Raw genomic sequence first — 24,569 nt, 5'->3', positions numbered from 1 at the left:
ACCGGACCGACCGGCCGGACTCCGACCCCCTGCGACGTTCCAAGGGGATCACTTCACCAGCCGATACACGCGAAGGCAAGGAGGAAATGAACGACATGAACGACACTCGAAGAACGCGATCGTGAGCCTCGTCACACATGACGGTGCGGCATGGGCTCGCGCGGTGCGGGCGCCCGTGTCAGGGGACGTACGGCGGGTGCGGAGGAAGGCTCCACCAGCGGGCCTTGTAGATGCCGCCGCCGGGCAGGCGGTAGGCCCCGGTGGGGTGGTGCAGGGCGACGGTGGTCGTCCACCAGGGCTCGGCGAGGCCGGGTTCGGGAGCGGTGGACAGGACCCGGCCGGTGAGGGGGTCGTCGCCGACGGCCTTCACGAGGGGGCGACTGACCCTGGGGTCCCGCACGAAGACGCGGCGGCTCTTGACGTACTGGTAGACGGCCGTGTTGGTGGTGACCCACAGCCGGTCCGGGTTCCGGGCGACCTGGCCGAGGTCGTGGCCGCCCCGGCTGGGCAGCGGCACGTCGTACAGGAGGCGCAGGCCGGTCCCGTACGGCCGCAGGGCCACCAGCCGGTCCCGCCCGAGCGCCCACAGCAGGCCCAGCCGCTGGTCCCACTGGAGCCCGTGGGCGTCGTCGAGCCGGAAGTCGGCGTACCGGCGGCCGGGCGGCGGCTCGTACCGCCGGACCAGGTCCCCGGTGCTTCCGGCGACCACGACGGAGCCGTCGGGCAGCAGTTCGGCGCTGTGCGGGTTGACCCGGATCGTGCCGGGGGCGAGGGCGGCGCCCCAGTAACGGTCACCGGACGGATGGGCGACGACGGCGGCGAACCCGTACGAGGCGGTGGTGAGCAGGTACGTACGGCCCCGCCACCGCCGCACCTTGGCCTCGTCTGGGTGGACCCAGCTCCGCTCGGGCACGAGATCGGCGTACCGGGCGTCACCGACCGGCGAGAACGCCCACCGCTCACCGGGCGCCCCCCACACAAGCCGCGCCCCGTCGTACACGACGACCCGCCGGGAAGCCTGCTCGGTCACGACGACATCGGTGACGGGAGGGGCGGCACCGCCGCCGGCGAGGAGCCCCAGAACCAGGGCGAGCGTCCCGACGATCACCACCCCAACCTGCCACCCCACCCGCCGAAGCCCGGCTCGGCGCGCGGCTGCGGACCTCGATCCCGCCCGACATCCCCCCGGGCGGGCGCCAAGCCGCCGACTCCGTGACGCCTATGCGGCGATGGCGAGGCGGCGCCGGATCGTGGGCACTTCCTTCGCGGCCGCCTCCGCACCTTCCGGGCCCTCCGGGGCGAACGCCGCTTGCGGGTTGTCCTGCACCAGGCTCAGCCAGTCGCCGACCGTTGCCTCCCGGGGCACGGTGATGACCGCTGTCGGCCCCAGTGGAGCGCGGGTGGAGAGCACAGTGGCCGTGAACTGGTCCGTCGCCGTCACCAGGATGACGTCATGGTCGAAGCTGGAAACGCACTCCATCACTCCGCGAGCCGGTTCCGCCGCGTCGGCGACCAGCAGCACGTGGCCTCCTCGCACGCCGGTAGTGCGATCGAGGCCAGCCAGATACTTCATGAACCCCGAGAGGTGCTTGCTCTCGAGCTCCTGGACCACCCTGTCGCGCCCCGCCTCGAAGCCGGGCGTGTCAGCGGCGGTGAAGTGCAGGGTGACCGCGTTGGCGAGGGCGACATCGATCTCCGCCATCTCGGCACGCGTGGGGTACGCGACCCCGTCGTCGAGACCATGCCCGGCCAGCCACTGGTTGACCTCGCTCCACAGCCAGGCCTGGGACCTGCCGACGGTTCCCTCGGCGGCGGGGAACGGCGCCCCCTGCCCCTTGCGGGCTCCGGCGATCCACTGGCTGACATTCTGGCGCGTGCGCCCCGTCCGCTCGGCGATCTCGTGGACACCGACCAGGTCGCGGTCCAGTCGGCACACCTTCAGTCGCGGGACGACCGCGCGGGCGGAGGACACGGCGTTCAATGCCGCTTCGAGAGCCGAGGCGCCGGAGCCGGTGATGCTGAGCATGTCCACGCCGCCGGCTCGGGCCAACAATGCGTCGCAGTTCTCCAGCAAGGCTTCGACGGCGGCTTGGTCATCCACGTCCACGCCGGAGACGACAAAGGTGAAGTCGTAGTCCATGGTTGGCCCCCTAGTCCTTCGCCACAGTCGCAGACCTGTTGACATTCGTCAACAGGACGAACGGCGCGAAATGTGGACAAATGTTCCAGCGGCTAGGCGCGCGGCCGTCCCGTCAGGCTGCGGTTCGCGGCGTCCGACGGAAGGGGGCAGCGAGACGCCAACCGGTTGATCCGGCGTATGTGAGCCCCCTCGTTCTGAGGCGACCCGGAGATGGGGATGGTGGTGCACCGCGCCTCACACGGGCAGTACAACCGGCCCCAATGCCCCTCTTTGCGTAATGTCCAACCCTCGTCCGTCCATCGCTCCAGAGCGCGGCGGACCTCCTTCTTCGGATGGTCGGAGGGGTTGAGCTCGCTCCCTACCATGCGGCTACCACCCCCGCTCGCGGGCGGCGACCGCGCAGCCCCGGCGCGGGCGCAGGGCTGCATCCCGCACGAAAGCGAAGCGGGAACGAACGTCTACCACGGGAGATTGCGCTCCTCTAGTGCCGGCCGCGCGAGAACAGCCATTCCCCGCGAGCGAGATCACCTACGTGTGCCGGAGCGGTAACACTCCGCCATCAGTACGATACTCCAGATGGGGGACGTCCCGGCAGAAGTACGTGTCCGCGGCTCAGGCCCGCTCCACCTCGGCCATCAGCAGCCGCAGGGTCAGGGAGTGCTTGTCCGGGGGCAGGGCGTCGAGGGCGGCGCGGGCCTGGGCCACTCCCGCGGGCACGTCCCCGGAGCGGGCGAGCATGAGGCCGCAGTGCAGGTCCAGGTGCGTGGCGAACCGGGGCAGTTCCGCCGGGAGTTCGCGGCGGGCCGCGTCCTGGGCGGCGACCGCCGTGGCCTCGTCACCGAGGCGGGCGGCGAGCAGGGAGACGAAGACGTTCAGTCGCCACCACGGCACGGCGTAGTCGCTGGTCTGCTCGTACGAACCCGCCTTGTCGAACAGGCGGCGCCCCTCGTCCATGAGCCGCCGCGCCGTGTCCGTGTCGCCCCGCAGCGCGGCGGCGTGCGCCTTGCCGAAGACGGCGTTCAGCAGGCCGAGCGACGGCCGGTCGCTGATGGCCATGGCCTGGTCGGCCAGCATGTCGGCGACGCCGAGGGCCGCGCCCTCGTACCCGAGCGCGATGGCGGCCCGGCCCCGGACCCACACCCGGGCGTCGGCGTCCCCGGACTCGTCGGCGGCACGGGCGGCCATGCGGTACCAGTTGACCGCCCTGGAGCCGTCGGAGCCGGGGAACGTCTTGGCGTACAGGGTCATGAGCCGGGCGGCGACGGACCACAGCCGGGGGCTGTCCGGCTGCTGCTGCACCACCACGAGCTCGCCCGCCACCCGGCGCTGGATGTCGGCGGCGCCGAGGCTCATGTACTCGGTCCCGTACGTGGCGAGCTTCGCCTCCCAGTCGTCCGGGGTCGGCCCCTTGCCGAGCCGCGCCGTGAACCCCGCGCTGAGCAGGTCGGACGCCACGACGGGGGCTATGGCGGCTGCGGCGACATCGTTGATGAACGTACGGCGCTTCACTTCACCCTCAAGCACGGCTAGCGGCACGTCGAGGACGGCCGACAGACAACGGAGGTAGCAGGGCCCGGGTGACACCTTGCAACGTTCCCAGCGGCTCACATACTCCCGGTCGAGGTTGGTCCCGAACTTTGCGTTGATCTCCGAAGCAGCCGCCCTTGGGACCAGCCACGAGCCTTCCGCAGGTCCCTGATCAACTCCCCGATGGCCATGAGCCCATCATGCCCCCGTCCCCCTGCCCGGACGGGGAGTTGACGCGGCAGGACACCACTTGCCCCTACCGATGCCCCTACTGCGCAGCCGGTGGCCGACCGAACGTAAAGGCACGGAATCCGACGACCGAGGAGCGAGATGAACGACGAGACGTGGAGCCACTCGGCGGTGATGGCGGACCTCCCGCTGCCCCAGCGGTGGCCGGCGCCTGTCGACGGGTGCGCCGACTGCGCCGCCTTGGCCCTCTTACGGGGCGGGGCGCGGGACCAGGGAGACCTGTCGGCCGTCTCCGACTGCAACGTCCTGCTGCGGCGGCACGCGGAGGCGCACCCGTGAGCGGGCGGGAGAAAAGCCGCCCCGTACTCACGCTGCGCGTCTCGCCGGACGGGGGGCGGACCTGGGGGGACCGTACCGTCGTCCACAGCCGCGACAAGCTGCCGCCCCTCCACACCTCCGTCTGGCCGCCCTGCGCCCGCCCCCGCTGCCGGACGGCCGAGCGGGCGGCTCACGGCCCGTCGTGAGGCGGGCCTAGGATGCGGCGGTGGAACTCAGCCAACGTCCCCGGATACCGCTCGCCTGGTGGTGCGTCGCCGCCCTCGTCGCCTTCGCGTGGCACGCCGGGCAGACCGTGCGCCCGCCCGGCTGCGAGGTCACCGTCGTCGCGTTCACCGACGGGACCGGGGAGCCCCTGCCCGTCGACGGAATGGACGTCACCTGGGAGGACTTGGACGAGCAGGCCTACCAGGACATGGTCGCCTCCGGGCAGTGCGCGCCGCCCGCGCCCCGCTGGCAGCACTGGCTCGGCTGAGCCCCGGCGAACCCGGGGGCAGCCCGGCGGGGCACCGGGGCTCGGGCGCCGTGGTGGAGGCCGCCGCCACCGGCGGGACCGAGGCTCGGGGCCGCCCCGTAGGCCGCCACCGGAGGCCCGGCGCTCAGGGTCCGTAGACCGCCGTCACCGGGGCGTGGTCCGACCAGCGGGCCGAGTGGGACTCGGCGCGCTCCACCCATGCCTTCAGCGTGCGGGACGCCAGGCCCGGCGTCGCCATGTGGTAGTCGATGCGCCAGCCCGAGTCGTTGTCGAACGCCCGGCCCCGGTACGACCACCACGAGTACGGGCCGTCCTGGTCCGGGTGCAGGGCGCGGACCACGTCCACGTACCCCGCCTCGTCGATGACCCGGCCGAACCACTCCCGCTCCTCCGGCAGGAAGCCCGAGCTGTTGCGGTTGGCCCGCCAGTTCTTGAGGTCCGCCTCCCGGTGCGCGATGTTCCAGTCGCCGCACACCAGCACCTCGCGCCCGTCGGCCGCCGCCCGTTCCCTGAGCCCCTTCAGGTACGGCAGGAACGCGTCCATGAAGCGCGTCTTCTCGTCCTGCCGCTCCGTGCCGACCTCCCCGGACGGCAGGTACAGGCTCGCCACCGTCACACCCGGCAGGTCCACCTCCAGGTAGCGGCCCGACGTGTCGAACTCACTCGCCCCGAAGCCGACCCGCACCGCGTCGGGCTCCCGCCGGGTGTACAGCGACACGCCCGCGCGGCCCTTCGCGGCGGCCGGGGCGTGGTACGCGTACCAGCCCTCGGGCGCCCGCACCGCCTCGGGCAGCTGGGACTCCTCGGCCCGCACCTCCTGGAGGCAGAGCACATCGGCGGCCGTCCCGGCCAGCCACTCCACGAAGCCCTTCTTGGCGGCGGCACGGAGTCCGTTGACATTGGCGGTGGTCACAGTGAGCATCCCGGCACAATACGACAGACCAGCACCGCCCTCACGCATAGAAGTACGATGCTCCGCATGAATATACGTCCCATGCCGTTCGACCACCCCGACGCCGTCAAGCTCAACGACGAGGTCCAGCTCGAGTACGCCGAGCGTTACGACGGCGACGGGGACGAGACCCCGCTCGATCCGGCCATGTTCCAGCCGCCGCGCGGGCTCTATCTGATGGCGTACGACCCGCTCGACCGCCCCGTCGCGACCGGCGGCTGGCGCGCCATGGACGCCGACGGCGAGGGCTACGCGGACGGCGACGCCGAGCTGAAGCGGATGTACGTGGTCCCCGAGGCGCGCGGCCTGGGCCTGGCGCGGCGCATCCTGGCCCGCCTGGAGGAGGACGCCCGTGCGGCCGGGCGGCGCCGCATGGTCCTGGAGACCGGCACCAAGCAGCCGGAGGCCATCGCGCTGTACCTGTCCAGCGGCTACGAACTGTGCGAGAAGTTCGGCCTGTACCGGCACCACGAGGACAGCCGCTGTTTCGCGAAACTGCTGACCGGTCAGTAATGAAGTGGGTGACGCGCTCCTGACAATGCGTGGTGGGCGTGGCACTCTGCTCCTCTCTCGACAGGCAAGGCACGCAGCTCGATCCCGTACCGCGATCCCCCCACCGCCCCCTGCCCGGGCGGCCGTCGCCGGTCGCCCGGGCGCGGCAGAAGGAGACACGTGTGAGACGCCATCGCTCGCCCGCGCCCGCCCTGCTCACCACGGCAGCCCTGCTCACCGGCGCCCTGGCCGCCGCGCCCGCCGTCGCCGCCCCCGCCCCGGCCCCCGGGGGCGACCAGGCCGTCGCCGCCCGTTCCGTACCCGCCGCCGAGCAGCGGGGCGCGGCCGCGTTCTGGACGCCCGAGCGGATGCGCGCCGCCACCCCGCTCGACCTGCGCCTCACCCCGGCGCAGCTGGGCAAGCTCAAGGCGCCGAAGCAGGAAGGGCCGACGAGGACCGTCGCCCCGACCCCCGCGCCCGGCGCACTCGCCGCCCCCGGCACGCTCGCGTTCCCGCAGGCGGGTGGCGCCTGGAACGGCGGCGGCGCGGTCGTGAAGACGTCCGGGCGGGTGTTCTTCACCTTCGGAGACCGCACCGCGTCCTGCTCCGCCAACGCCGTGACCAGCCAGAACCAGTCGACCGTCCTCACGGCCGGGCACTGCGTGAAGTACCAGGGCAGCTGGCACACCAACTTCGTCTTCGTCCCCGCGTACTCCAACGGGCAGGCCCCGTACGGGCAGTGGACCGCGACGAGGACGCTCACCACGCCCCAGTGGGAGGCGAGCGAGGACATCAACCACGACGTGGGCGCCGCCGTCCTCGCCCCGCTGAACGGCCAGAAGCTGACGGCCGTCACCGGCGCGCAGGGCGTCCAGTTCAACGGCGGGTACAACAAGGCGATGTACGCCTTCGGGTTCCCGGCGGCATCCCCTTACGACGGGTCCAAGCTGATCTACTGCGCCGGGAACTCCTCCAAGGACTTCCTGTTCTCGCAGGACCACAGCCTCGGCTGCAACATGACCGGCGGCTCCAGCGGCGGCCCCTGGTTCACGGGCTTCAGCGAGGCGTCCGGGACGGGGCTCCAGGTGTCGGTGAACAGCTTCGGCTACACGTTCCTGCCGAACCGCATGTTCGGCCCGTACTTCGGCAACGACGCGCAGGCGCTGTACAACACGGCCCAGGCGTCCTGAGCGGCGCGCACCGGGGCGTGAGGCGCACCAGGGCGTGAGCAGCACGGCGGCCGACCGGCCGGTCACCACGGCCGGCCGGTCGGCCCCGGCTCGGGCACGCGGCCGGCCGCGCACCGCATCGCCGCACCCCGGTGCGTACCGCCCGCCCCCGCCCCTCCGCCGTACCGCACGCGCACCATCCCGCCCCGCCCCTCCGCCGTACCGCACGCGCACCGTCCGGCACCGCCGCGCCCGGCGGCTCACCCCGCGCCCACCGCCTGCCGGGACAGTGCCGCCGTGCCGTACCGGTGGCCCGCGCCCCGGGCCGTGACCTCCACCGTGCCGTTGGCGCGGCGCAGGCCCAGCCACGACGAGCGCATCGGCTCCGCGCCCTCGTCGCCGAGGGCCGGGCACCGCGGCCGCAGGCTCTCGAACGGCACCGCCGGGCCCGACGCCACGAGCTCCCCCACGCACCCCGGCGGCAGCGGCGTACCGTCCCCGTCCACGGCCCACACCCGTACGTGCGGCAGCGGCCGCCCCACACCGACCCCGGACGCGCCCCCGTCGGGCAGCGGCGACAGGTCCCGCGCCGTCCACGGCAGCGCGCCGCCCGCCGGGGCGAACTCGGCGCGCAGCCGCACCCCGGGCAGCGCGTCGAAGTGGTGCGCGACCAGCTCCGGCGGGCACGCCCCGCCCAGCACCACCGCCGTGCCGAACGGCGGCGTCCCGCCCCGCACGGACTTCAGGACACGGCCGTACTCCTCCGGCGAGAACACCGCCACGCGGCTGCCCGCCGACCCGCCCGCCACGAGAAGGCCCGGCCGCCACGGGACGTACGTGCCGCCGCCCGCGACCGCCCACCACAGCGCCGACAGGGCCGCCGGGGTGCCCGGCCCGCGGGTCGCGGTCAGCGCCAGTCCGGCGGGTCCGGCCGCCCGGACGCGGGCCGCCAGGTGGTACTGCCACGCCCGGTGGTCCGTGAGGTACCCGTTCGGCTCGGCGGCCGGGGTCAGCAGGTACGCCGCGTCCACCGGCCCCGAGTGCGGCAGCGACGGCTCCGGCTCCAGGGCGCCGACGCGCCGCCACACCTCGGCGTCGTCGAGGTCGACGACCAGCTCGTGGTGGCGCCACAGCGGCACGGCGAAGCCGCCGCACAGCACCGCCCGCGCCCCGGTCAGCGCCGAGACCCGCGGCCCCGCCGCCCCGCGTGCGTCGCGCGGGACGGGCACGCACACCCCGCCCGCCTTCAGCACCGCCAGCTGCGCCACCACCGACTGCCGGTGGTCCGCGCAGTGCACGACGACCGGGTCGCCGAGCTGGAGCCCGTGCCGCACCAGCGCGGACGCGAGGCGCGCGGCCCGCTCCTCTGCCCTCCCGTACGACAGGACGCGCCTGCCCTCCCGTACGACGACCGCGTCCGGGTGGCGGCGGGCGGCCGCGGAGAACATCCCGTCCAGCGTCAGCGCCCGCACCACCGGCGGCCGCCCGCCGCCGGGCGCCCCGGGTATGCGACCGGCCCTCACCGCGAGCGGTCGTGGCGGTGGAGGGCCGCGCACAGGGCCCGCAGCGACGCCGTCGGCGCGTCGGGGCCGAAGGCGCAGCCCCAGAAGGCGTCCCGGCCGACGCGGGTCCTGACGTACGCCATCGTGCCCGGCGTGCCGTCGAGGGTGGCCGGGTGCTCGGCGTGCTCCAGGACGACCGGTTCCACGCCCGTCTCGGCGAGCGCGTCGGCGAACGCGGCGAGAAGGTCGGGGCCCGCGCCGCTCAGCGCCCGCGACTCGCCGTCCACGGAGATCTCCGCCTTCACGGTGGTCTGCCCCCGCTCCCCCGGCGCGCTCCGGTGGCCCAGCAGGACGGTCCGCGGCTCGGCGGGCAGGTACTCGGCCCGGAACAGCGACCACAGCTCGTCCGGCGCCACCTCCCGGCCCTCCCCGTCGGTGACCCGCTGCACCAGCGCGGCCACCTCCGTCTGGAGGCCCCTCGGCAGCTTCAGCCCGTGCGCGGTGGACAGCAGGTAGTCGACGCCGCCCTTCCCCGACTGGCTGTTGACGCGGATGATCGCCTGGTACGAGCGGCCGATGTCCTTCGGGTCGATCGGCAGGTACGGCACGTCCCACGGGTACGTGTCGCGCGGCACGCCCCGCTCGGCGGCGTCCCGCTCCAGGGCGCGCAGGCCCTTGTTGATGGCGTCCTGGTGGGAGCCGGAGAACGAGGTGTGGACGAGGTCGCCCGCGTACGGGTAGCGCTCGGGGACGCGCATGCCCGTGCAGGTCTCCACGACGTGCCGGACGGCGTCCACGTCGGAGAAGTCGATCTGCGGGTCCACACCCTGGCTCATCAGGTTCAGCGCGAGGATCGTCAGGCAGACGTTGCCGGTCCGCTCGCCGTTGCCGAACAGGCAGCCCTCGACGCGGTCGGCACCGGCGAGGAGACCCAGCTCGGCGGAGGCGACGGCGGTGCCCCGGTCGTTGTGCGGGTGCAGGGACAGGCACACGTGGTCGCGGCGGGACAGGTGGCGGCTCATCCACTCGACCTGGTCGGCGAAGACGTTCGGCGTCGAACACTCCACCGTCGAGGGGAGGTTGAGGATGATCTCCCGGTTCTCCTCCGGCTCCCACACGTCCATGACGGACTCGCAGATCCGGAGCGCGAAGTCCAGCTCGGTCTGTGAGAACGACTCGGGGCTGTACTGGAAGCCGATCCTGCCCGGGTGCCGGTCGGCGAGGTCGCGGCAGAGCCGCGCGTGGTCCACGGCGAGCTTCTCCACCTCGGTCCGGTCCATGCCGAAGACGACGCGCCGCTGCGCGGGCGAGGTGGAGTTGTACAGGTGGGCGATGGCGCGCGGGGCGCCGGCCAGCGCGTCGAAGGTGCGTCTGATGAGCGCTTCGCGCGCGGGGACGATGACCTGGATCAGTACGTCGTCGGGTATCTCGTCGTTCTCGATCAGGCTGCGGACGAAGGCGAACTCCGTCTCGCTCGCGGCGGGGAAGCCGACCTCGATCTCCTTGTAGCCGAGCTCGACGAGGAGCCGGAACATCCGGGTCTTGCGGTCCAGGTCCATGGGGGTCGGCAGGGCCTGGTTGCCGTCGCGCAGATCGGTGGAGAGCCAGCGCGGCGCCTTGGTGATCCGGCGCGTGGGCCACACCCGGTCGGGCAGGTCCACCTCGGGGGCGGGGCGGTAGCGCCCGTACGGCAGCGTGCTCGCCCGCTGCCCGGAGTGGTCCGCGGGGAACGTTTCCTTGCTCATGGGGGTCGGTCCCTCCTGAAACACGGCTCGGTCGGAACAGCGGACAGCGGACAGCGGGCGCGCCCCTGCAGGGGGCGTCGGACTGCACCGGGATTGGGTGTCCCGGGCTGGATGCCTGGGGCTGGGCGCCCCGGCCGCCGACGGGCACCTCGGCCGGGACCCCAGGCCGGGACGGGCCCCCGGCCGAGGCGGGCAGGGCCCCGGCCGAGGCGGCCTCCCGGCCGGGAAACGCGCCCCGGCCGAGGCGCGGGCGGCAGTGCTACGGCACCTCCCGGCGCGGGCCGGCCACCAGGGCGCGCAGGGCGCCCGGCCCGCAGGCGACGGCGCCGACGACGATCGCGGCGATCGGCAGCGCCATGCCCAGCTGGAGCGTGCCGGCGTACGCGGCGGCCGACGCGGCCTCCCCGCCCGGCACCCGCCGCTGGACCAGCAGGCCGACGAGGGTCACGGCGGTGACGGGCCCCAGCTGCCGCACGGTGTTCAGCACCCCGGACGCGGCGCCCGCGAGCTGCGGCGGCATCCCGCGCATGGCGACGGCCGCCATGGGCGCGATCAGCAGGCCGTTGCCGAGTCCGATGACGACCATCGGCGGCAGGAACGCCGCCCACGCGGCGCCGACCTCCATGATCGCGGCCGTCCAGGTCATTCCGGCGGCGGTCAGGAGCAGCCCGGCCAGCAGGATCGCCTTCGCGTCGAACCGGTCGGTGAGGCGGCCCGCGAAGGGCGCGAGCACCGTCGAGATCACCGCGGGCGGGGCGAGCGCCAGACCCGCGCTCAGGGCGCTGAAGCCCAGCGCGGACTGGAAGAACAGGGTGAGCAGCAGCATCAGCCCGATGATCCCGAACGCGACGGACGCGGCGACCACGATCATCGCCCGGTAGTCGCCGTCCCGGAACAGCGCGAACGGCACCAGCGGCTCGGCGTCCTGGCGGCGGCGCTGCTGCGCGTAGAAGGCTGCGCCGGCCGGCACGGCGGCGGCGAGCAGCGCCAGCGTCCACCACGCCCAGCCGAACCGCTCGCCCTCCATGAGCGGGAACGTCAGGCAGAACAGGCCCGCCGAGGCGAGCGCGATCCCGCCCCAGTCGAGCCGGTGCCGCCGGTCGAACCGCACGTCCGGCACGGCCAGCAGGGTCAGCACGACCGCCGCGACACCGACCGGGACGTTCACGAAGAAGATCCACTCCCAGCCGAGGGCGGTGACGAGCAGCCCGCCCAGGGAGGGGCCGACGACGGCGGCGACACCGCCGACGGCCCCCCAGACGCCCAGGGCGAGACCGCGCCGCTCCGCGGGGAACAGGCTGACGATCATCGCCATGGTCTGGGGCAGCAGGAGCGCGGCGCCCAGGCCCTGGAAGGCCCGCGCGGCGATCAGCTCCCCGGGGTTCCGCGCCAGTCCGCAGACCAGGCTGAACACCGTGAAGACGACGACGCCCACGAGGAACAGCCTGCGGGGGCCGTACAGATCACCGAGCCGCCCGGCGGTGATCAGCAGCACCGCCACCACCAGGACGTAGGCGTTGACCGCCCAGAGGACGTCCGACAGCGACGCGCCTAAGTCGTCGCGGATGTCGGGGATGGCGATGTTGACGATGGACACGTCGAGCATCGTCAGGAAGAAGCCGAGGGCGAGCACGATCAGGCTCGTCCACGGGCTTGCCCGCCATCCGCTCCGGCGGTCGGTCTCCTGCTGCACCGGGGTCACTCAGTCCCTCCACACGGCCGGCGGCACCTTGTTGGTGCGCTCCACGCGGCTCAGTCTGCCCACCCGGCGGGCCGTGATCGCGCCCGGGAACCGGTGGTGCACGGCGGCCAGGTGGTAGAACTCGGCGGTGAGGTGGGCCCGTACGGCCTCGGGGTCGGCGTCTCCGGTGTACTCCAGGGTCAGCGCGGTCGCGGCCTTCAGGTCGTCGGTGGACCGGGTCAGCACGAGCTGCGCCTCCTCCACGCCGGGGAAGGTCCGCGCGTGCCGCATCACGTCGCCGACGCTGAACAGGGCGCTGCGCAGGCTGACCGAGTCGTCGGCCCTGCCGACCACCCGGAGCGCGTCGGGGCGGCCGCAGCGGCACTCGGCGCGGGCGAGCCGGTCGCCGAGCCGGTAGCGGACGGCGGGCATGGTCCAGCCGGTGCCGCGCCGGGTCAGCAGCGCGCCCTTCTCCTCCAGTTCCAGCACCTGGTCGGGCATGAGGTGGACGGTCTGGAGGTCGCAGGCGGGGGTGTTGGTGCCGATGATGTACGTCTCGACGGAGCCGTAGTTGGCCCAGAAACCGGCCTCGGGGAGGGCCTTGGCGACGACGCGGTGCTTGGCCTCCGTCCACGGCTCGGCCATCCAGATGACCGTGGTGACCGGCAGGGTCTCCCCGGCGGCGAGCAGGCCCTCGGCGAAGTCGGCGAGGGCGGTCGGGGTGCCGCAGAGGGTGTCCACGCCGACCTCCTTCAGCATCGGCACCCAGTTCGCCACGTCGTCCGGCGCGAAGGGACCGGACGGGATGACCGTGCAGCGGCAGCGCTCCGCGAAGGTCTGCATGTAGTAGTGGGAGGCCCACATGCGGCCCGGGTTGAAGAGGTTCAGCATCACACTGTCGGGTGACAGCGGGCGCCACTGCTCCAGGAGCCGGTCCACCGCCTGGTGGTACGGCACGTAGGTGAGCTTGGGGCGGCCGGTGGTGCCGCCGCTGGACATCAGTACGGCGCCCGGGCCCGCCGCCGCGGTCTTCGTGACGGACAGGATCTCGTCCGGGCCGGTCACGGGCAGGTCGGTGAGGCGGGACGCGCCGGGCGGCACGGGCGCGCCGCCGCGGGTCTCCAGGGCGCGGGCCTGCGCGAGCACGTCCTCCCAGGGCAGCTCGCCGATCGTCTCGACGGCGCCGCCTCCGGGCCGGGGCTGCGCGGGAATGCTCCCCGCGGCTCCGGTCCCCGCCGCTCCCGTCCCGGCCGCCCCGGTCCCCGCGGCCCCGGTTCCGGTCGTCGCGGTCATGCGGCACCGCCCCCGTTCCGCTCCGCGATCCAGCGGGCGTGCGCGGCGATGTACGCGCGGAACCGGTCCTCGATGACGGGCCGCTGGATGGCGGCGACCTCCTCCGTCGGGGCGTAGCCGCAGGCCCCGTCCGGCTCCACCTCCGACAGCCAGAACTGCTTGCCGTCCCACAGGAAGTCGGCCGCGAAGTACGGCATGTCCAGCTGCCGCGCGATGTACTCGAGGGCGCCCTTCAGCTCGTCCGGCACCGGCGGGTACTCCAGGCGGCCGCCGTTGACGAGGTTCGCCGTCAGCGACGCGCCCTGCGGGATGCGCCGCAGCACCGTGTGCGGGACGCCGTCGATGACGTACACCCGCCAGTCCTCGACGCCCTCGCCCAGGTACGGCTGGACGACCAGGGCCGTGTCCGCGCCTCCCGCGAGGCCGATGACGCCGCGCAGCTCGTGCTCGTTGCGCACGAGGCACACGCCGATGCCCATGCCCCAGTAGGCGGGCTTCACCAGCAGCGGGTACTCCAGGTTCGCCAGCGCGGGCTCGTAGTGGCGGCTGATCGCGTCGCGGCCGGTGCCGATCCGGACGGTCGGCACGCGCCGCACGGGGCTGTCCTTCAGGTACAGCATCGTGGCCAGCTTGTCGGTCGTGATGTACGACATGCGCGGATGGATCGGCAGGTAGAAACCGGCCTGCTCCACGATCGAGTACGCGAACAGCTGGTTGCACACCTCGTTCACCTGGTGCGGCAGCGACCACAGCGAGGTGACGAGGATCGTGTCCTCGGGCGTGATCCGCTCACCGTCCAGGAAGACCCGCGGCTCGCCCTCGTCCGGCATCTCCGCGGCGAGCGCCTCGGACTTGTGGATGGACATCCGCAGCCCGCAGTCGGCGGCGATCTTCGTGTACGTGGTCCAGATGGCGTCGGCCTCGGCGGCGCGCTGGCGCACGGTGCCCCGGTCCGGGTAGATCCAGCACAGCCGCTGCGCCAACTGGTCGGTGGATGTGGACATGTGAGGTCGTCACCTTCCGTTCGTGTCGTGCCGGGAGGACGGCGTGCTCTGCCGGGCGGACGCCGTGTCGTGGCGGGCGGAGGCCGTGTCGTTGCGGGTGGACGCCAGGAATCCACGGACGGCGGCGCAGAACCGGTCCGGCTCCTCCAGGAAGCAGAGGTGACCGGAGTGTTCGAGGAGCTCCAGCCGGGACCCGGGGACCGTCTTGGCGAGCCAGGTCCCCACCTCCGGCGGGTAGACGCCGCTGCGGGCGCCGTGGACGAGCAGGGTGGGGACGCCCAGCGCGCCGACCCGCTCCCGCCAGTCCTGCCGCAGCACGTCCGCGAGCAGTCCCGTGAGCGCGGCCGGTGCCGTACGGCGCGCCTTGCGCACCAGGTCGTCGGCGAGCTCCGGGTCGGGCTCGGAGCCGGTCGCGAAGGAGCCGCGCACCAGGTTCTCCGCGAAGCCGCCGGGGTCCTGCCGCACCTGCTCCAGCAGGTCCTTCGCGGCGGCCGCGTCGAGGCTGCCGAACGCCGCGTACTCCCAGCCGCCGTCGGCCAGCAGCCACGGCGTCTGCTCGCAGGACACGAGCCCGCGCACCCCCTGGGGGCCGTACTCCTCCAGGTAGGTCCAGGCGACCGTGGCGCCCAGCGACCAGCCGACCAGGGCGATGTCGCTCAGGCCCAGCTTCTCGACGACCGCGCGCAGCCCGGCCGCCGCGTCGCGCAGGGTCGGCTCGGCGCCGTCCCGCAGGGCGGTCGCACCGTGGCCGGGCAGGTCCACCGCGACGACCGTGTGGTCCCGGCCCAGGCCGGCCGCCACCGGGGCGAAGAAGTCGCGGGTGGCGCCCAGGCCAGGCACGAGGACGACCACGGGGCCCGAGCCCCGCCGCTCGTACGTCAACACAGGTGTCTCACCGTCCTGTTCACGAGGCTCACCGCTTCCCGGCCAGTCCGAGGCGGGTCCGCAGGCGCGGCTTGTCCACCTTGCCGACGGGCGTACGGGGGATCGCGTCCACGACGTGCGCCGACCCGTCCAGGCCGTGGCCCGCGAGGAGCGTCTCGACCTGTTTGACCACGTCCTGCGCCGCCGCGTCCGGCGCGGGCCTGACCGCCACGGCGACCCGGCCGGTGAAGGCGCCGGGGTCGAGGGGCAGCGACACGGCCGCCGTGCCGGGGCAGGCGTCGGCGATCTCGGCGTCCAGGACGGGCGCGAGCAGCGGCCCGGCCGGGGTGGCCAGCACCTCGGTGACCCGCCCGACGATCCGGAACGCCCCGCCGGGGAGCCGCTCGGCCACGTCCCCGGTCCAGAACTCGCCGTCCCGGAAGGTCCGCGCGTTCGCCTCGTCCGCGAAGAGGTAGCCCTCGCTGGTGCAGTCGGAGCGCAGCACCAGCTCACCGGTGTCCGGCGCGCGGTTTGACAGCGGCGCGACCCGGGCGCCCACCCCCCGTACGGGCACCATGGCGCCGCTCGTCTGCACCTGGTCGGCCATGTTGCCGAGCGCGATGCCGAACTCGGTGGAGCCGTAGATCTGCCGGATGCGGACGCCGAGCACCTCGTCGGCGTCGCGGACGACCGCCGGCGGCAGGTACGCGCCGCCGCACAGCGGCCGGCGCAGCTCCGGGAGCCCGCCGCGGTCCCCGGTGCGCACGGCCGCCCCGACGAGGTCCGCGTAGTGGCCGGGCAGGGCGCTCATCACGGTGGCCCGCTCGGCGCGCAGCCGCTCCAGATGCGCCTCGGCGGGCGCCGCCGGGTCGGCCAGCACGAGCCGCGCCCCGCCGAGCAGCGCGGCGAAGACGTGCAGGTCGGTGGCGTGGGCGACGTCGAGGGGGTGACGGCAGTAGTACGTGTCGGCGTCGGTCATCCCCGTGTCGGCGAGCCAGCGGCGCCGTTCGGTGACGAACCGGTCCTGCCGCCACACCATCATCTTGGGGAAGCCCGTCGAGCCGGACGTCCACAGCTGCCGGAACAGCCCGGCGTACGGCTCCGGGGGCACCGGCGCGGGCGGCGCCGACGCGTCCTCCAGCGCCTCCGGCGCCACTTCGGGGACGGCCCCGGCGGCGTGGTGCGGGCGGGCGGCGACGAGCAGCACGGGCCGGGCCTGGTCGAGGGCGCGGGCCGTCTCCTCGGGGGTGAAGTCGCCCATGAGCGGCACGTACCGGGCGCCGAGGGACGCCAGGGCGAGGATCAGGGCGACGTACCGGGCGCTGTTCGGCAGGGCGAACGCGACGGTGTCGCCCTCCCGTACGCCGCGCGCGTGCAGCCCGGCCGCCAGCCGCTCCACGCGCGTGACCAGCTCGCCGTACGTGACGTCGGTGCCGTCCACGTCGCGGACGGCGACCTTCCCGGGGTGGCGGGCGGCCACGTCGGCGACCGCCCGGGTCAGGACCCCGCTCATGCGGCCTTCCAGGCGGCGTAGGTGCCGTAGCGCCAGTCCTTCGCGAGGATGTCGACCTGGCTGAAGCCGACCTTGCGCAGCCACTCCAGCTGCATCTCGGTGGTGGCGCAGATGTCGAGCTTCATCCGCTCGCGGCCCGCGGCCCACTCGTCGGGCGGGCACTCGGAGCGCTGGACGTGCGCCTCGTGCTGGGCGTCGTACATCGCCTCGATGCGGGCGTTGGGTCCGGCGAGCTGCTCGACGTTGACGAAGACGCCGTCGGGGGTGAGCACGTCGTGGATGCGCCGGAAGAGGTCCTCCTTCTCGGCGTGCGTGAGGTGGTGGATGGCGAGGCCGGAGACGACGGCGTCGAACGGACCCCGCGGCAACGGGTCCTTCATGTCGGCGACCTGGACGGTGACCCGTGGATTCCCGGCGAACCGCTCGCGGGCCTTCGCCAGCATCGCGTCGGAGTGGTCCACGAGGACGAGTTCGGCCTCGGGCAGGCGCTCCAGGATGGCGCCGCCGAGGAGACCGGTACCGGCGCCCAGGTCGAGGACGCGGGCCTGGCGCGGGACGGTCTCGACGACCGCGTACACGCCCGTCGAGTAGATCAGGTCGAACGACGGGATGAGCTTGCGGCGCATGGAGTCGAACGTGCCGGAGTTCCAGATCTCGTTCTTGCCCTCGGTGCTCGTCATGTGCGTGGCCTCTTTCGTCTCGTCGGCTGAGCAGGTCGGAACGTCGTCGGTCTGTCCTGGGGGCCGGGCGCGGGGCGCCGGGGCGGAGGTGACGCCGGTCGTGGTGGCCTCCGGTCGCGTCGTGGGAGCGGGTCGTGTCGTGGGAGCGGGTCGTGGTCGCCGAGTCGGGCGTCGGCGCGGTCCGTCGTGGTGGTGTCGGGGCTTTGTCGCTGCGGCCGTTCAGCACCAGAGGGTCGAGTCGAGGTACGACTCGTCCACCGGGCGGCCGGGGAGGCGGCCCGCGAGGAGGGCGGCGAGACCGCGGGCGGCCTCGGGCGCCATGACGGAGTAGTGGTCGCCGTCCAGCCACTCGGGCGGCGCCGCCCCGGTGAGCCGCTCCTCCAGGGGGACGAGCCCGGGGAAGGCCCGGCGGGCGGTGCCCCGGGCGCGCAGCAGGCGCAGCCTGGGGTGGGCCGGGGCGGGTTCGTGCGCCTCCAGGAGGGCGGAGTGGGCGGCGTACACGGTGAACAGGCGGACCAGGTCGTCGTCGTGGAGCGGTCCGGCGAGCAGCCCGGCCCCGAGCAGCGCGTCCTGGACGGCGCGCAGGGCCGCGGCGAGGTCCGCCGGGTCGCCGGGCGCCGTGCCGGGCAGGCCGTCGGGGACGTGCCGGGTGACGTCGGCGCCCTGCGCGAGGTCGGCGAAGAAGCCGGTGAGCCGCTGCCGGAAGGTGGGCGCCGGGACGCCGGGGTCGCCGGTGAAGGAGTCGAGCGCCGTCACGGACGCGACGCTCCGGCCCCGCTCCTCCAGGCGGGCGGCGAGGTCCACGGAGACGGTGCCGCCCATGGACCAGCCCGCGAGGTGGAGTTCGCCGGCCGGTACGGCCTCCAGCAGCGCGTCGGCGTACGCCGCGACGAGGGCGGTCATGTCCCGCGCGGGCCGCTCCCCCGCGAGGAGGCCCGTCGCGCGCAGCCCGTACACGGTGGCGCGGGCGGCGGCGGGGTGCGCGGCCAGCTCGCGGACCAGCCGGTCGTAGCAGAGGACGTCGCCGCCGACGGGGTGGACGAGCACCAGGTGCTGTGCGCCGCCGGTGATGCCGGGGACGCCGTCCCTGATACGGACGAGGGGCGAGGCGGACCCGCGCTCGTCGTCGGCGCGGCCGAGCTGCGCGGCCTGTTCGGCGACGGTCCTGCCGCGCATCAGGGCGGCCAGCGGCAGGGTGCGTCCGAAGGCGGCCTTGATGCGGTGGAACAGCCGTACGGCGAGCAGGGAGTTGCCGCCCAGGGCGAAGAAGTCGTCGGTGACGCCCCGCACCTGCGGGCCGAGGAGCTGCTGCCACAGGCCGAGCAGTGTCACCTCCTCGGGGGTGCGGGGGGCGACCCCGGCACCGCTTCCGCCCGGAGTGTCGCCCGCGCCCGGGGCTCTTGACGCTCCTGGGGCCGCCGGGGCGGCGGGCCCGGTGAGGCGGGCGAGCAGCGCCTTGCGGTCCACCTTGCCGTTGGAGCTGAGCGGCACGGCGTCCACGACGCGCAGGACGGGCGGGACCATGTACGGGGGCAGTTCGGCGGCCAGACGGGCGCGGAGCGCGTCGGGGTCGGGGGCGGTTCCGGTGGCGGCCGGGGTGACGAAGGCCGCCAGGTACGGCTCCTCCCGGCTGCCCGCGACGAGCGCGACGGCGTGCTCCACCTCGGGCCGGGCGGCGAGGCGGGCCTCGATCTCGCCCAGCTCGATGCGGTGTCCGCCGACCTTGACCTGGGCGTCCTCACGGCCGAGGAACTCCAGGATGCCGCCGGGCCGGTAGCGGGCCCGGTCGCCGGTGCGGTAGAGCCGCTCCCCCGTGACGGGGTGGGTGAGGAACGACGCCTCGGTGAGGGCGGGCGCGCGGTGGTAGCCGTCGGCCACCCCGGCGCCGCCGATGTAGAGGTCGCCGGGGACCCAGACGGGCGCGTCGGCGAGCCGCTCGTCGAGGACGTGCATCGTCTGGTTGGCGAGCGGATAGCCGTACGGGACGCTGGACCAGCCTTCGGGCTGTCCTTCGGCCCAGAAGTGGTTGGACCAGATCGACGCCTCGGTGGCCCCGCCCATGGCGACGACCCGGGCGTCCGGGCAGACGCGGGCGATCCGGTCGAGCAGCGACAGGGGTATCCAGTCGCCGCTGAGCATGATGAGCCGCAGCGAGCGGAACGTTTCCGCGGCCCGGTCCCCGAGGTACTCCAGGGTGACCTGGAGCAGCGCGGGCACCGAGTTCCAGACCGTGACGCCGTGACGGCGGCACAGCTCGCCCCACGTCTCGGGGTCGGGCACCTCGCTGTCGGGCGGGACGACGACGGTGCCGCCCGCGCCGAGCGTGCCGAAGATGTCGAAGACGGACAGGTCGAAGGCGAGGGACGACACGGCCAGGACCCGGTCGTCGGGCCCGAGCGCGAACCGCCCTTCGAGGTCGCGCAGGGTGTTGGTGGCGGCCCCGTGGGAGATGACGACGCCCTTGGGCGTGCCGGTGGAGCCGGAGGTGTAGATGACGTAGGCGGTGCGGCGCAGATCCCCGCCGAGCCCGTCGGGCACCGGCACGTCCGTCCCCGGGGCGTCCGCTGCGTCCGCGCCTCGGAGGCCGTACGCGTCTTCGGAGCCCGCGCCTCGGGAGCCGTACGCGTCTTCGGAGCCGTCCGCGTCGGCCAGGCCGGGTACGGCGACGACGGGCAGGTCCGGCAGGCCGTCCAGCTCGGGGAGCCCGTCGGCGCCCGTGCCCGCGGGGGCCACGACGGCGGCCGCGCCGCTCTGCCGCAGCACCTGCGTGACGCGGGACGCGGGCCAGCCGGGCGCGGTGGGCAGGTAGGCGCCGCCCGCGCGCAGGACGCCGAGGACGGCGACGGTCTGCTGCCACGACTTCGGGACGCGCACGGCGACGAGGTCGGGCCGCGCCGGGTCTGCGCCGATCCCCGCGGCCCGCAGCCGTACGGCGAGCGCGCCGGACAGCCGGTCGGTCTCGGCGTGGCTGAGGGAGCGTTCGGCGTCGATGACGGCGGTGGCGTCCGGGGTGCGGCGGAGATGGCCGAGGGCAGCCTCGTGCAGTTCGCCGTCGAGCCCGTCAACGGCCGTGTCGTTGGCGCGCCTGCGGTCGCGGACCTGGCTCTCGGGGAGCGGGTCGGGGCCGGTGCGCGTCCACTCGGCCGGGTCGGTGGCGAGCCGCAGGAGGCGCTCGCGGTGGTGGGCGGCGAGGTCGTCCACGAGGCCGGGCGGGAACGCGGCCGGGTCGTGGTCGAAGTTGCACACCAGGTGGCCGGACTGCTCGTACACCTGGTGGTCGAGGAGCACCTCGGGGGTGCTGATGGCGCTGTGGACGAGCGACGCGCCGGGCAGCTTCAGCCGGAAACCGTCGTCGACGCCGTCCACGAGGCCGAGCCCGCTGCTGAAGACGTACGGGACGGGGTTGCCGGTGGTGCCGCGCCGCTGGTTGAGCATGCGGCCGACCTCGACACCGGAGACCTCGCCAGCCTCCAGGGCCGTGTAGAGGCGGTCCTGGAAGGCCCGGCAGCGCTCGACGAACGTGCCGTCGCCCGGTTCGAAGCCGACGAGCACGGTGGTGGCGCCGCTGCCCCACACCCGGTCCGCTCCGGCGGGTCCGGCGGCGCGCTCCGACGCGAGGACGGTGACGGTGCCGGGGCGGCCGCCGGACCAGCGCAGCAGGGTCTCCGCGTACAGCCCGGCGAGCGCGGCGTCGGCGGAGAGCCCGGCGTCGGCGGCGTGACGGCGGAACCGTTTCCACGAGTCGGGGTCGAGGCGGTGCGCGGTGCGGTGCAGGGGCCCGCCGGGGCCTTCCCGGTGCCCGTCGGCGCCGACGGCCAGGGGCTGGCCGTCGGGGCCGCCGGTCGCGGGCTGGTCGGCGGCGAGGGCCGCCCGGGTCTGCTCGGCGGCGGTCGCGCGGGGCAGGTCGGCGGCGGGGGGAAGGGTGTCGAGCCGGTCCTCCCAGGTGCGGAGGGCGGCCTCGCGGGCGGCGGCTCCGGCGCGGTCGCGCTGCCGGAGGACGTAGTCGCGGAAGGAGAGCGTCTCGGGCTCGGGGCGGTGGGCCCGGTCCGCGTAGCAGCGGGCCAGTTCGGCGAAGAAGAGCTGGATGGTGACGCCGTCGAAGGCGGTCAGCCGGAGGGCGATCTGCAGGCGGGCCGTGCCGTCCGGGAGGGGGACGAGGCGTAACAGGAAGGGGCGGGCCGCGTCGTGCGGGGGAATGTCGGCGGTGAGGGATTCCCGGAGCCGGGCGAGTTCCTCACCGGCTTTTTCCTCCGGTAATCCGGAGAGGTCGTGCAGCGTGAGGAGCGCGGCATTTCCTATTCCCCCTGCGGATTCCGGGACCGCGTCCACGGACTGCATTCCGTCCTGGGTGATCCGGAGTCTCATGGCGGACCGCGCCTGCCGTATTCGGCGCAGTGCGCCGTCAAGCCTGGCGTAATCCGGGACAGCGCCGGACGGAAAGGCGTACTCGTGGATGTAGAGGGCGGGGGCGGCCTGGCGGCCGACGCCCTGCTCACCGACGAAGTAGGCCTGCTGGAGGTCGGTCAGCGGGAACGCCTCACCGCTGACCGCCTGTTCGGGCGCGCGCTCCGGCTCCCCGGCTTCACCGGCGTCACCCTGAAGGAGGGCGGTGAGCTCGTCGATACACGCCTGGATGACCGCTCTCGTTCTGCGGTCGAGTCTTCCTTCCAGAGAAGGCGCGAACACCTTCTCCCCCCGTGGAGCCAAGGACACAATACTCCCCTAAAAGTGATTGTTGTCCAGCAGCAAGGAAGGTGCGATATTCCCCTGATTGAGCCAGGGTGAAGCTTCGGCCACGACCTTACCCACGGCCCACAGGGATATGCGAGTGGCATTTTATGTGATCTAGGTCACACGCTACTTCCGAGTATCCGGGCCGAATTACGCGCGATTGATCAACTCTTTCATCGCTGTTTACCTGCGGCGCGTTCGGCGTCCTTACCGGGACGGGGTATCGGTGTGCCACCGCTGAAGCAGAGCGTTGTCCCGCACCCGTACGACGACGGGCGTGCCGGCCGCCGCCTCCAGCGGGGCGAGCGCCAGGGCGGCCGTGCCGTGGCGGGGGACGATCACGCCCTGGACGGTGAGGACGTACCGTACGGCCGCGCCACTCGCCGCGCAGGCGGTGAGGGCGACCGTCCCGTCGGGGCGGCCCGCGTCGGGGCACAGGTGCGGGGCGGCGGCGCTGCGCAGGGCGCCGTCCGGGTCGTACGACCAGACCTGGGTGAGCGCGCCGGAGCAGCGGGCGAGCGTGACCTCGGCGCCGGGCCCCGGGGTGCCGCCCCGCACGTCCAGGCACAGCCCGGCCGCCCCGGCGCTGCTCAGCCGCGTCCGCAGGGCACCCTCGCCGGGCGTCGCGCCCGATTCGCCGGGCGGCGGGGCCGATCCGGGCGGCGGCGCGACCGTCCCCGCGGGCGGCGGGGAGGCCGGTACGGCGCCTGGGACCCCCGCGGGTACCGGCGCCTCCGACCCGACCGGTACGGGACCTCCCGCCGCCCCCGGTACGGACGCCCCGGCGCCCGGCGCCCGCCGCCCGGACGGCTCCGCGTCGCCGCCGCCCGGCCACAGCGCGGCCGCGAGGGCCACCGGCACCAGCGCACCCGCCAGCCCGGCGGCGGCGACGGCGGCTACCGGCACCCGGGCGGCACCGCCCCGCCCCGGCGCGGAGGCGGGTCCGCCCGCCGGGCGCCCCGCCCCGGACCTGCCTCCCGCCCTCGACACCGCCCCGCTGCGGAACCCCCCGCCCGGCGCCCGCGGCCCCGCGCGGCGTACCCACGCGGCCACCCGGCCGCCCAGGGCGCGGGACCGGCGAGCGGCCCGGCGCCCCCGCCCGCCCTCCGTGCCGCCCCGCTGACGGCGCCGCGCGGGGCGGGAGTCCACGTACCGCCCCGCGCCCTCGCCGAGCACCGCCTCCGCCAGCAGCAGCGGGAGCCGCCCGTCGATGTGCCGCAGCTGCTCGGCGGCGTACCGGCAGTGGGCGCACCCGGCGAGATGGCGCCGGATGTCCGGGATGAGCGGGCCGGTACGGCGCAGCGAGATGTCGAGGAGCCGCCCGTAGTGCCGGCACTCGGCGTCCGGGGCCAGTTCGTGGTGGGCGCTCACGCAGCGGGCTCGCAGCAGCTCCCGCGCCTCGCCCAGGTGCTCGGCGGCGTCGCGCGGGTCGGTGCCGAGCAGCGCGGTGGGGATCGACAGGCCCTCGCCCTCGACCTCCCGGTGCCACAGCAGCACCTGGGCGGGCGCGGGCAGCGACCGGAACGCCAGGGCGACCAGCCGCCGGTCGTCGGCCGGTTCGGCGGGCCGCCGGACACCGGGGAGCAGCACGGCGACCCGCCCGTCCCCGGCCCAGCGGCGCAGTACCCGCCCGGCGGCCGTCAGGAAGGCGACCCGCAGCGCCCCGTCGTACCCGGCACCCACGCCAGCCCCGGCACCGAATCCGGCACCGAATCCGGCACCGGCCCCGGCCCCGGCCCCGACACCTGAGCCCGCACCGCCCCGGGCTCCGCCCCCCGCACCGATCCCGGCCCCGCCCCGCCCCGCACCCTCGCGCCCGCCCGCAGACCCACGCGGTCCGGGTTCGTGACGTCGCAGTTCCTCAAGCGCCTCCGCGAACGCGGCGGCGGTGACGAGCGCAGCGCTCCGGCCGGAGGCGGACGGCGGCGCGAAGAGGGACACGTAGTCGTGGACCGGCTGCCAGTGCCGGTCCATCAGCGCGGCGACGGGAAAGGGGTCGGCACCGGGAAAGGGGTCCGCGCCGGGCGGGTTCGCCCCGGCGCGCAGCGCCGCGAGCAGACAGGCGTCGGAGCCCCCGGAGACCGGCCCCCGTGACATGGGGTGCATGGGCGTCTTTTCCTCCAGAGCAGGGGGAGAGGAGAGGACACCAATTGGTGGACACCCGCGCGGCGGACCCGTTTTAGGGGACCGGCCGCCGGGTGGAAGAACCGGCCTGATGGGCTGTGAGGGGCCTCACCTTGGCACAACCCCCGTACGTGGAACAAGACTTCCACGCC

At 74.4% G+C, this 24,569-nt stretch carries 18 protein-coding genes; 4 read left to right on the top strand and 14 right to left on the bottom strand.

Annotated features, from left to right (window positions below; all coding sequences use genetic code 11):
• Positions 1-178: 178 nt before the first annotated feature.
• From J116_RS16655 to J116_RS16645, 3 genes are all read right to left on the bottom strand, one after another.
• Positions 179-1,108: a DUF6528 family protein gene (locus J116_RS16655; RefSeq protein WP_023588209.1), complete on the bottom strand. Its 930-nt coding sequence runs from the start codon at positions 1,106-1,108 to the stop codon at positions 179-181.
• A gap of 111 nt (positions 1,109-1,219) precedes the next feature.
• Positions 1,220-2,140, bottom strand: coding sequence for a helix-turn-helix transcriptional regulator (locus tag J116_RS16650; RefSeq protein WP_023588208.1), 921 nt, complete (start codon positions 2,138-2,140; stop codon positions 1,220-1,222).
• 612 nt (positions 2,141-2,752) lie between these two features.
• Complete coding sequence (locus tag J116_RS16645; RefSeq protein ID WP_235617358.1) at positions 2,753-3,664, bottom strand: XRE family transcriptional regulator; 912 nt, start codon at positions 3,662-3,664, stop codon at positions 2,753-2,755.
• Positions 3,665-3,997: 333 nt separating this feature from the next.
• Between J116_RS16645 and J116_RS16640 the strand changes: the two genes are divergently transcribed.
• Complete coding sequence (locus J116_RS16640; protein ID WP_023588206.1) at positions 3,998-4,195, top strand: hypothetical protein; 198 nt, start codon at positions 3,998-4,000, stop codon at positions 4,193-4,195.
• A 205-nt stretch (positions 4,196-4,400) separates the two neighbouring features.
• Positions 4,401-4,667, top strand: coding sequence for a hypothetical protein (locus J116_RS16635; RefSeq protein ID WP_023588204.1), 267 nt, complete (start codon positions 4,401-4,403; stop codon positions 4,665-4,667).
• A 124-nt stretch (positions 4,668-4,791) separates the two neighbouring features.
• Here J116_RS16635 and J116_RS16630 read toward each other — a convergent pair whose 3' ends face one another.
• Positions 4,792-5,589: an exodeoxyribonuclease III gene (locus tag J116_RS16630; RefSeq protein WP_023588203.1), complete on the bottom strand. Its 798-nt coding sequence runs from the start codon at positions 5,587-5,589 to the stop codon at positions 4,792-4,794.
• A 57-nt stretch (positions 5,590-5,646) separates the two neighbouring features.
• On the opposite strand from J116_RS16630, the gene J116_RS16625 reads away from it, so the two are divergent.
• Complete coding sequence (locus tag J116_RS16625; protein ID WP_028964145.1) at positions 5,647-6,132, top strand: GNAT family N-acetyltransferase; 486 nt, start codon at positions 5,647-5,649, stop codon at positions 6,130-6,132.
• Between the two features lie 161 nt (positions 6,133-6,293).
• Positions 6,294-7,301, top strand: a complete 1,008-nt coding sequence (locus J116_RS16620; RefSeq protein WP_023588201.1) for a trypsin-like serine peptidase — start codon at positions 6,294-6,296, stop codon at positions 7,299-7,301.
• 239 nt (positions 7,302-7,540) lie between these two features.
• Here the strand turns inward: J116_RS16620 and J116_RS16615 are convergent, their stop codons facing one another.
• From J116_RS16615 to J116_RS29160, 10 genes are all read right to left on the bottom strand, one after another.
• Positions 7,541-8,803, bottom strand: a complete 1,263-nt coding sequence (locus J116_RS16615) for an AMP-binding protein (protein WP_139140493.1) — start codon at positions 8,801-8,803, stop codon at positions 7,541-7,543.
• Positions 8,800-10,527, bottom strand: a complete 1,728-nt coding sequence (gene leuA / locus J116_RS16610) for a 2-isopropylmalate synthase (protein ID WP_023588199.1) — start codon at positions 10,525-10,527, stop codon at positions 8,800-8,802. Before leuA ends, J116_RS16615 begins: the two co-directional genes overlap by 4 nt.
• 259 nt (positions 10,528-10,786) lie before the next feature.
• Entirely contained in the window at positions 10,787-12,229 is a 1,443-nt protein-coding gene (locus tag J116_RS16605) for a DHA2 family efflux MFS transporter permease subunit (RefSeq protein WP_023588198.1), read from the bottom strand.
• On the bottom strand, positions 12,230-13,501 hold the full coding sequence (locus J116_RS16600) for an AMP-binding protein (protein WP_023588197.1): 1,272 nt from the start codon (positions 13,499-13,501) through the stop codon (positions 12,230-12,232). It lies immediately after the preceding gene.
• Complete coding sequence (locus tag J116_RS16595; RefSeq protein WP_023588196.1) at positions 13,498-14,505, bottom strand: ATP-grasp domain-containing protein; 1,008 nt, start codon at positions 14,503-14,505, stop codon at positions 13,498-13,500. The genes J116_RS16600 and J116_RS16595 overlap by 4 nt, the downstream gene beginning before the upstream one ends.
• 9 nt (positions 14,506-14,514) lie before the next feature.
• On the bottom strand, positions 14,515-15,390 hold the full coding sequence (locus J116_RS16590; protein WP_023588195.1) for an alpha/beta fold hydrolase: 876 nt from the start codon (positions 15,388-15,390) through the stop codon (positions 14,515-14,517).
• A gap of 28 nt (positions 15,391-15,418) precedes the next feature.
• Entirely contained in the window at positions 15,419-16,882 is a 1,464-nt protein-coding gene (locus J116_RS16585) for a class I adenylate-forming enzyme family protein (protein ID WP_023588194.1), read from the bottom strand.
• Positions 16,879-17,562: a class I SAM-dependent methyltransferase gene (locus tag J116_RS16580; RefSeq protein WP_023588193.1), complete on the bottom strand. Its 684-nt coding sequence runs from the start codon at positions 17,560-17,562 to the stop codon at positions 16,879-16,881. Before J116_RS16580 ends, J116_RS16585 begins: the two co-directional genes overlap by 4 nt.
• A gap of 219 nt (positions 17,563-17,781) precedes the next feature.
• Positions 17,782-22,269 (bottom strand): non-ribosomal peptide synthetase, encoded by a 4,488-nt coding sequence (locus tag J116_RS16575; RefSeq protein WP_139140492.1) that lies wholly within the window; start codon positions 22,267-22,269, stop codon positions 17,782-17,784.
• 231 nt (positions 22,270-22,500) lie between these two features.
• Positions 22,501-24,399: an RICIN domain-containing protein gene (locus J116_RS29160; protein WP_023588191.1), complete on the bottom strand. Its 1,899-nt coding sequence runs from the start codon at positions 24,397-24,399 to the stop codon at positions 22,501-22,503.
• Between the last annotated feature and the right edge of the window lie 170 nt (positions 24,400-24,569).

The sequence above is a fragment of the Streptomyces thermolilacinus SPC6 genome, from assembly GCF_000478605.2.
In the GTDB taxonomy this organism is placed as follows: domain Bacteria; phylum Actinomycetota; class Actinomycetes; order Streptomycetales; family Streptomycetaceae; genus Streptomyces; species Streptomyces thermolilacinus.
Note: the sequence above shows the minus strand (reverse complement) of the source record. Positions and strands in the feature narration are given on the sequence as shown.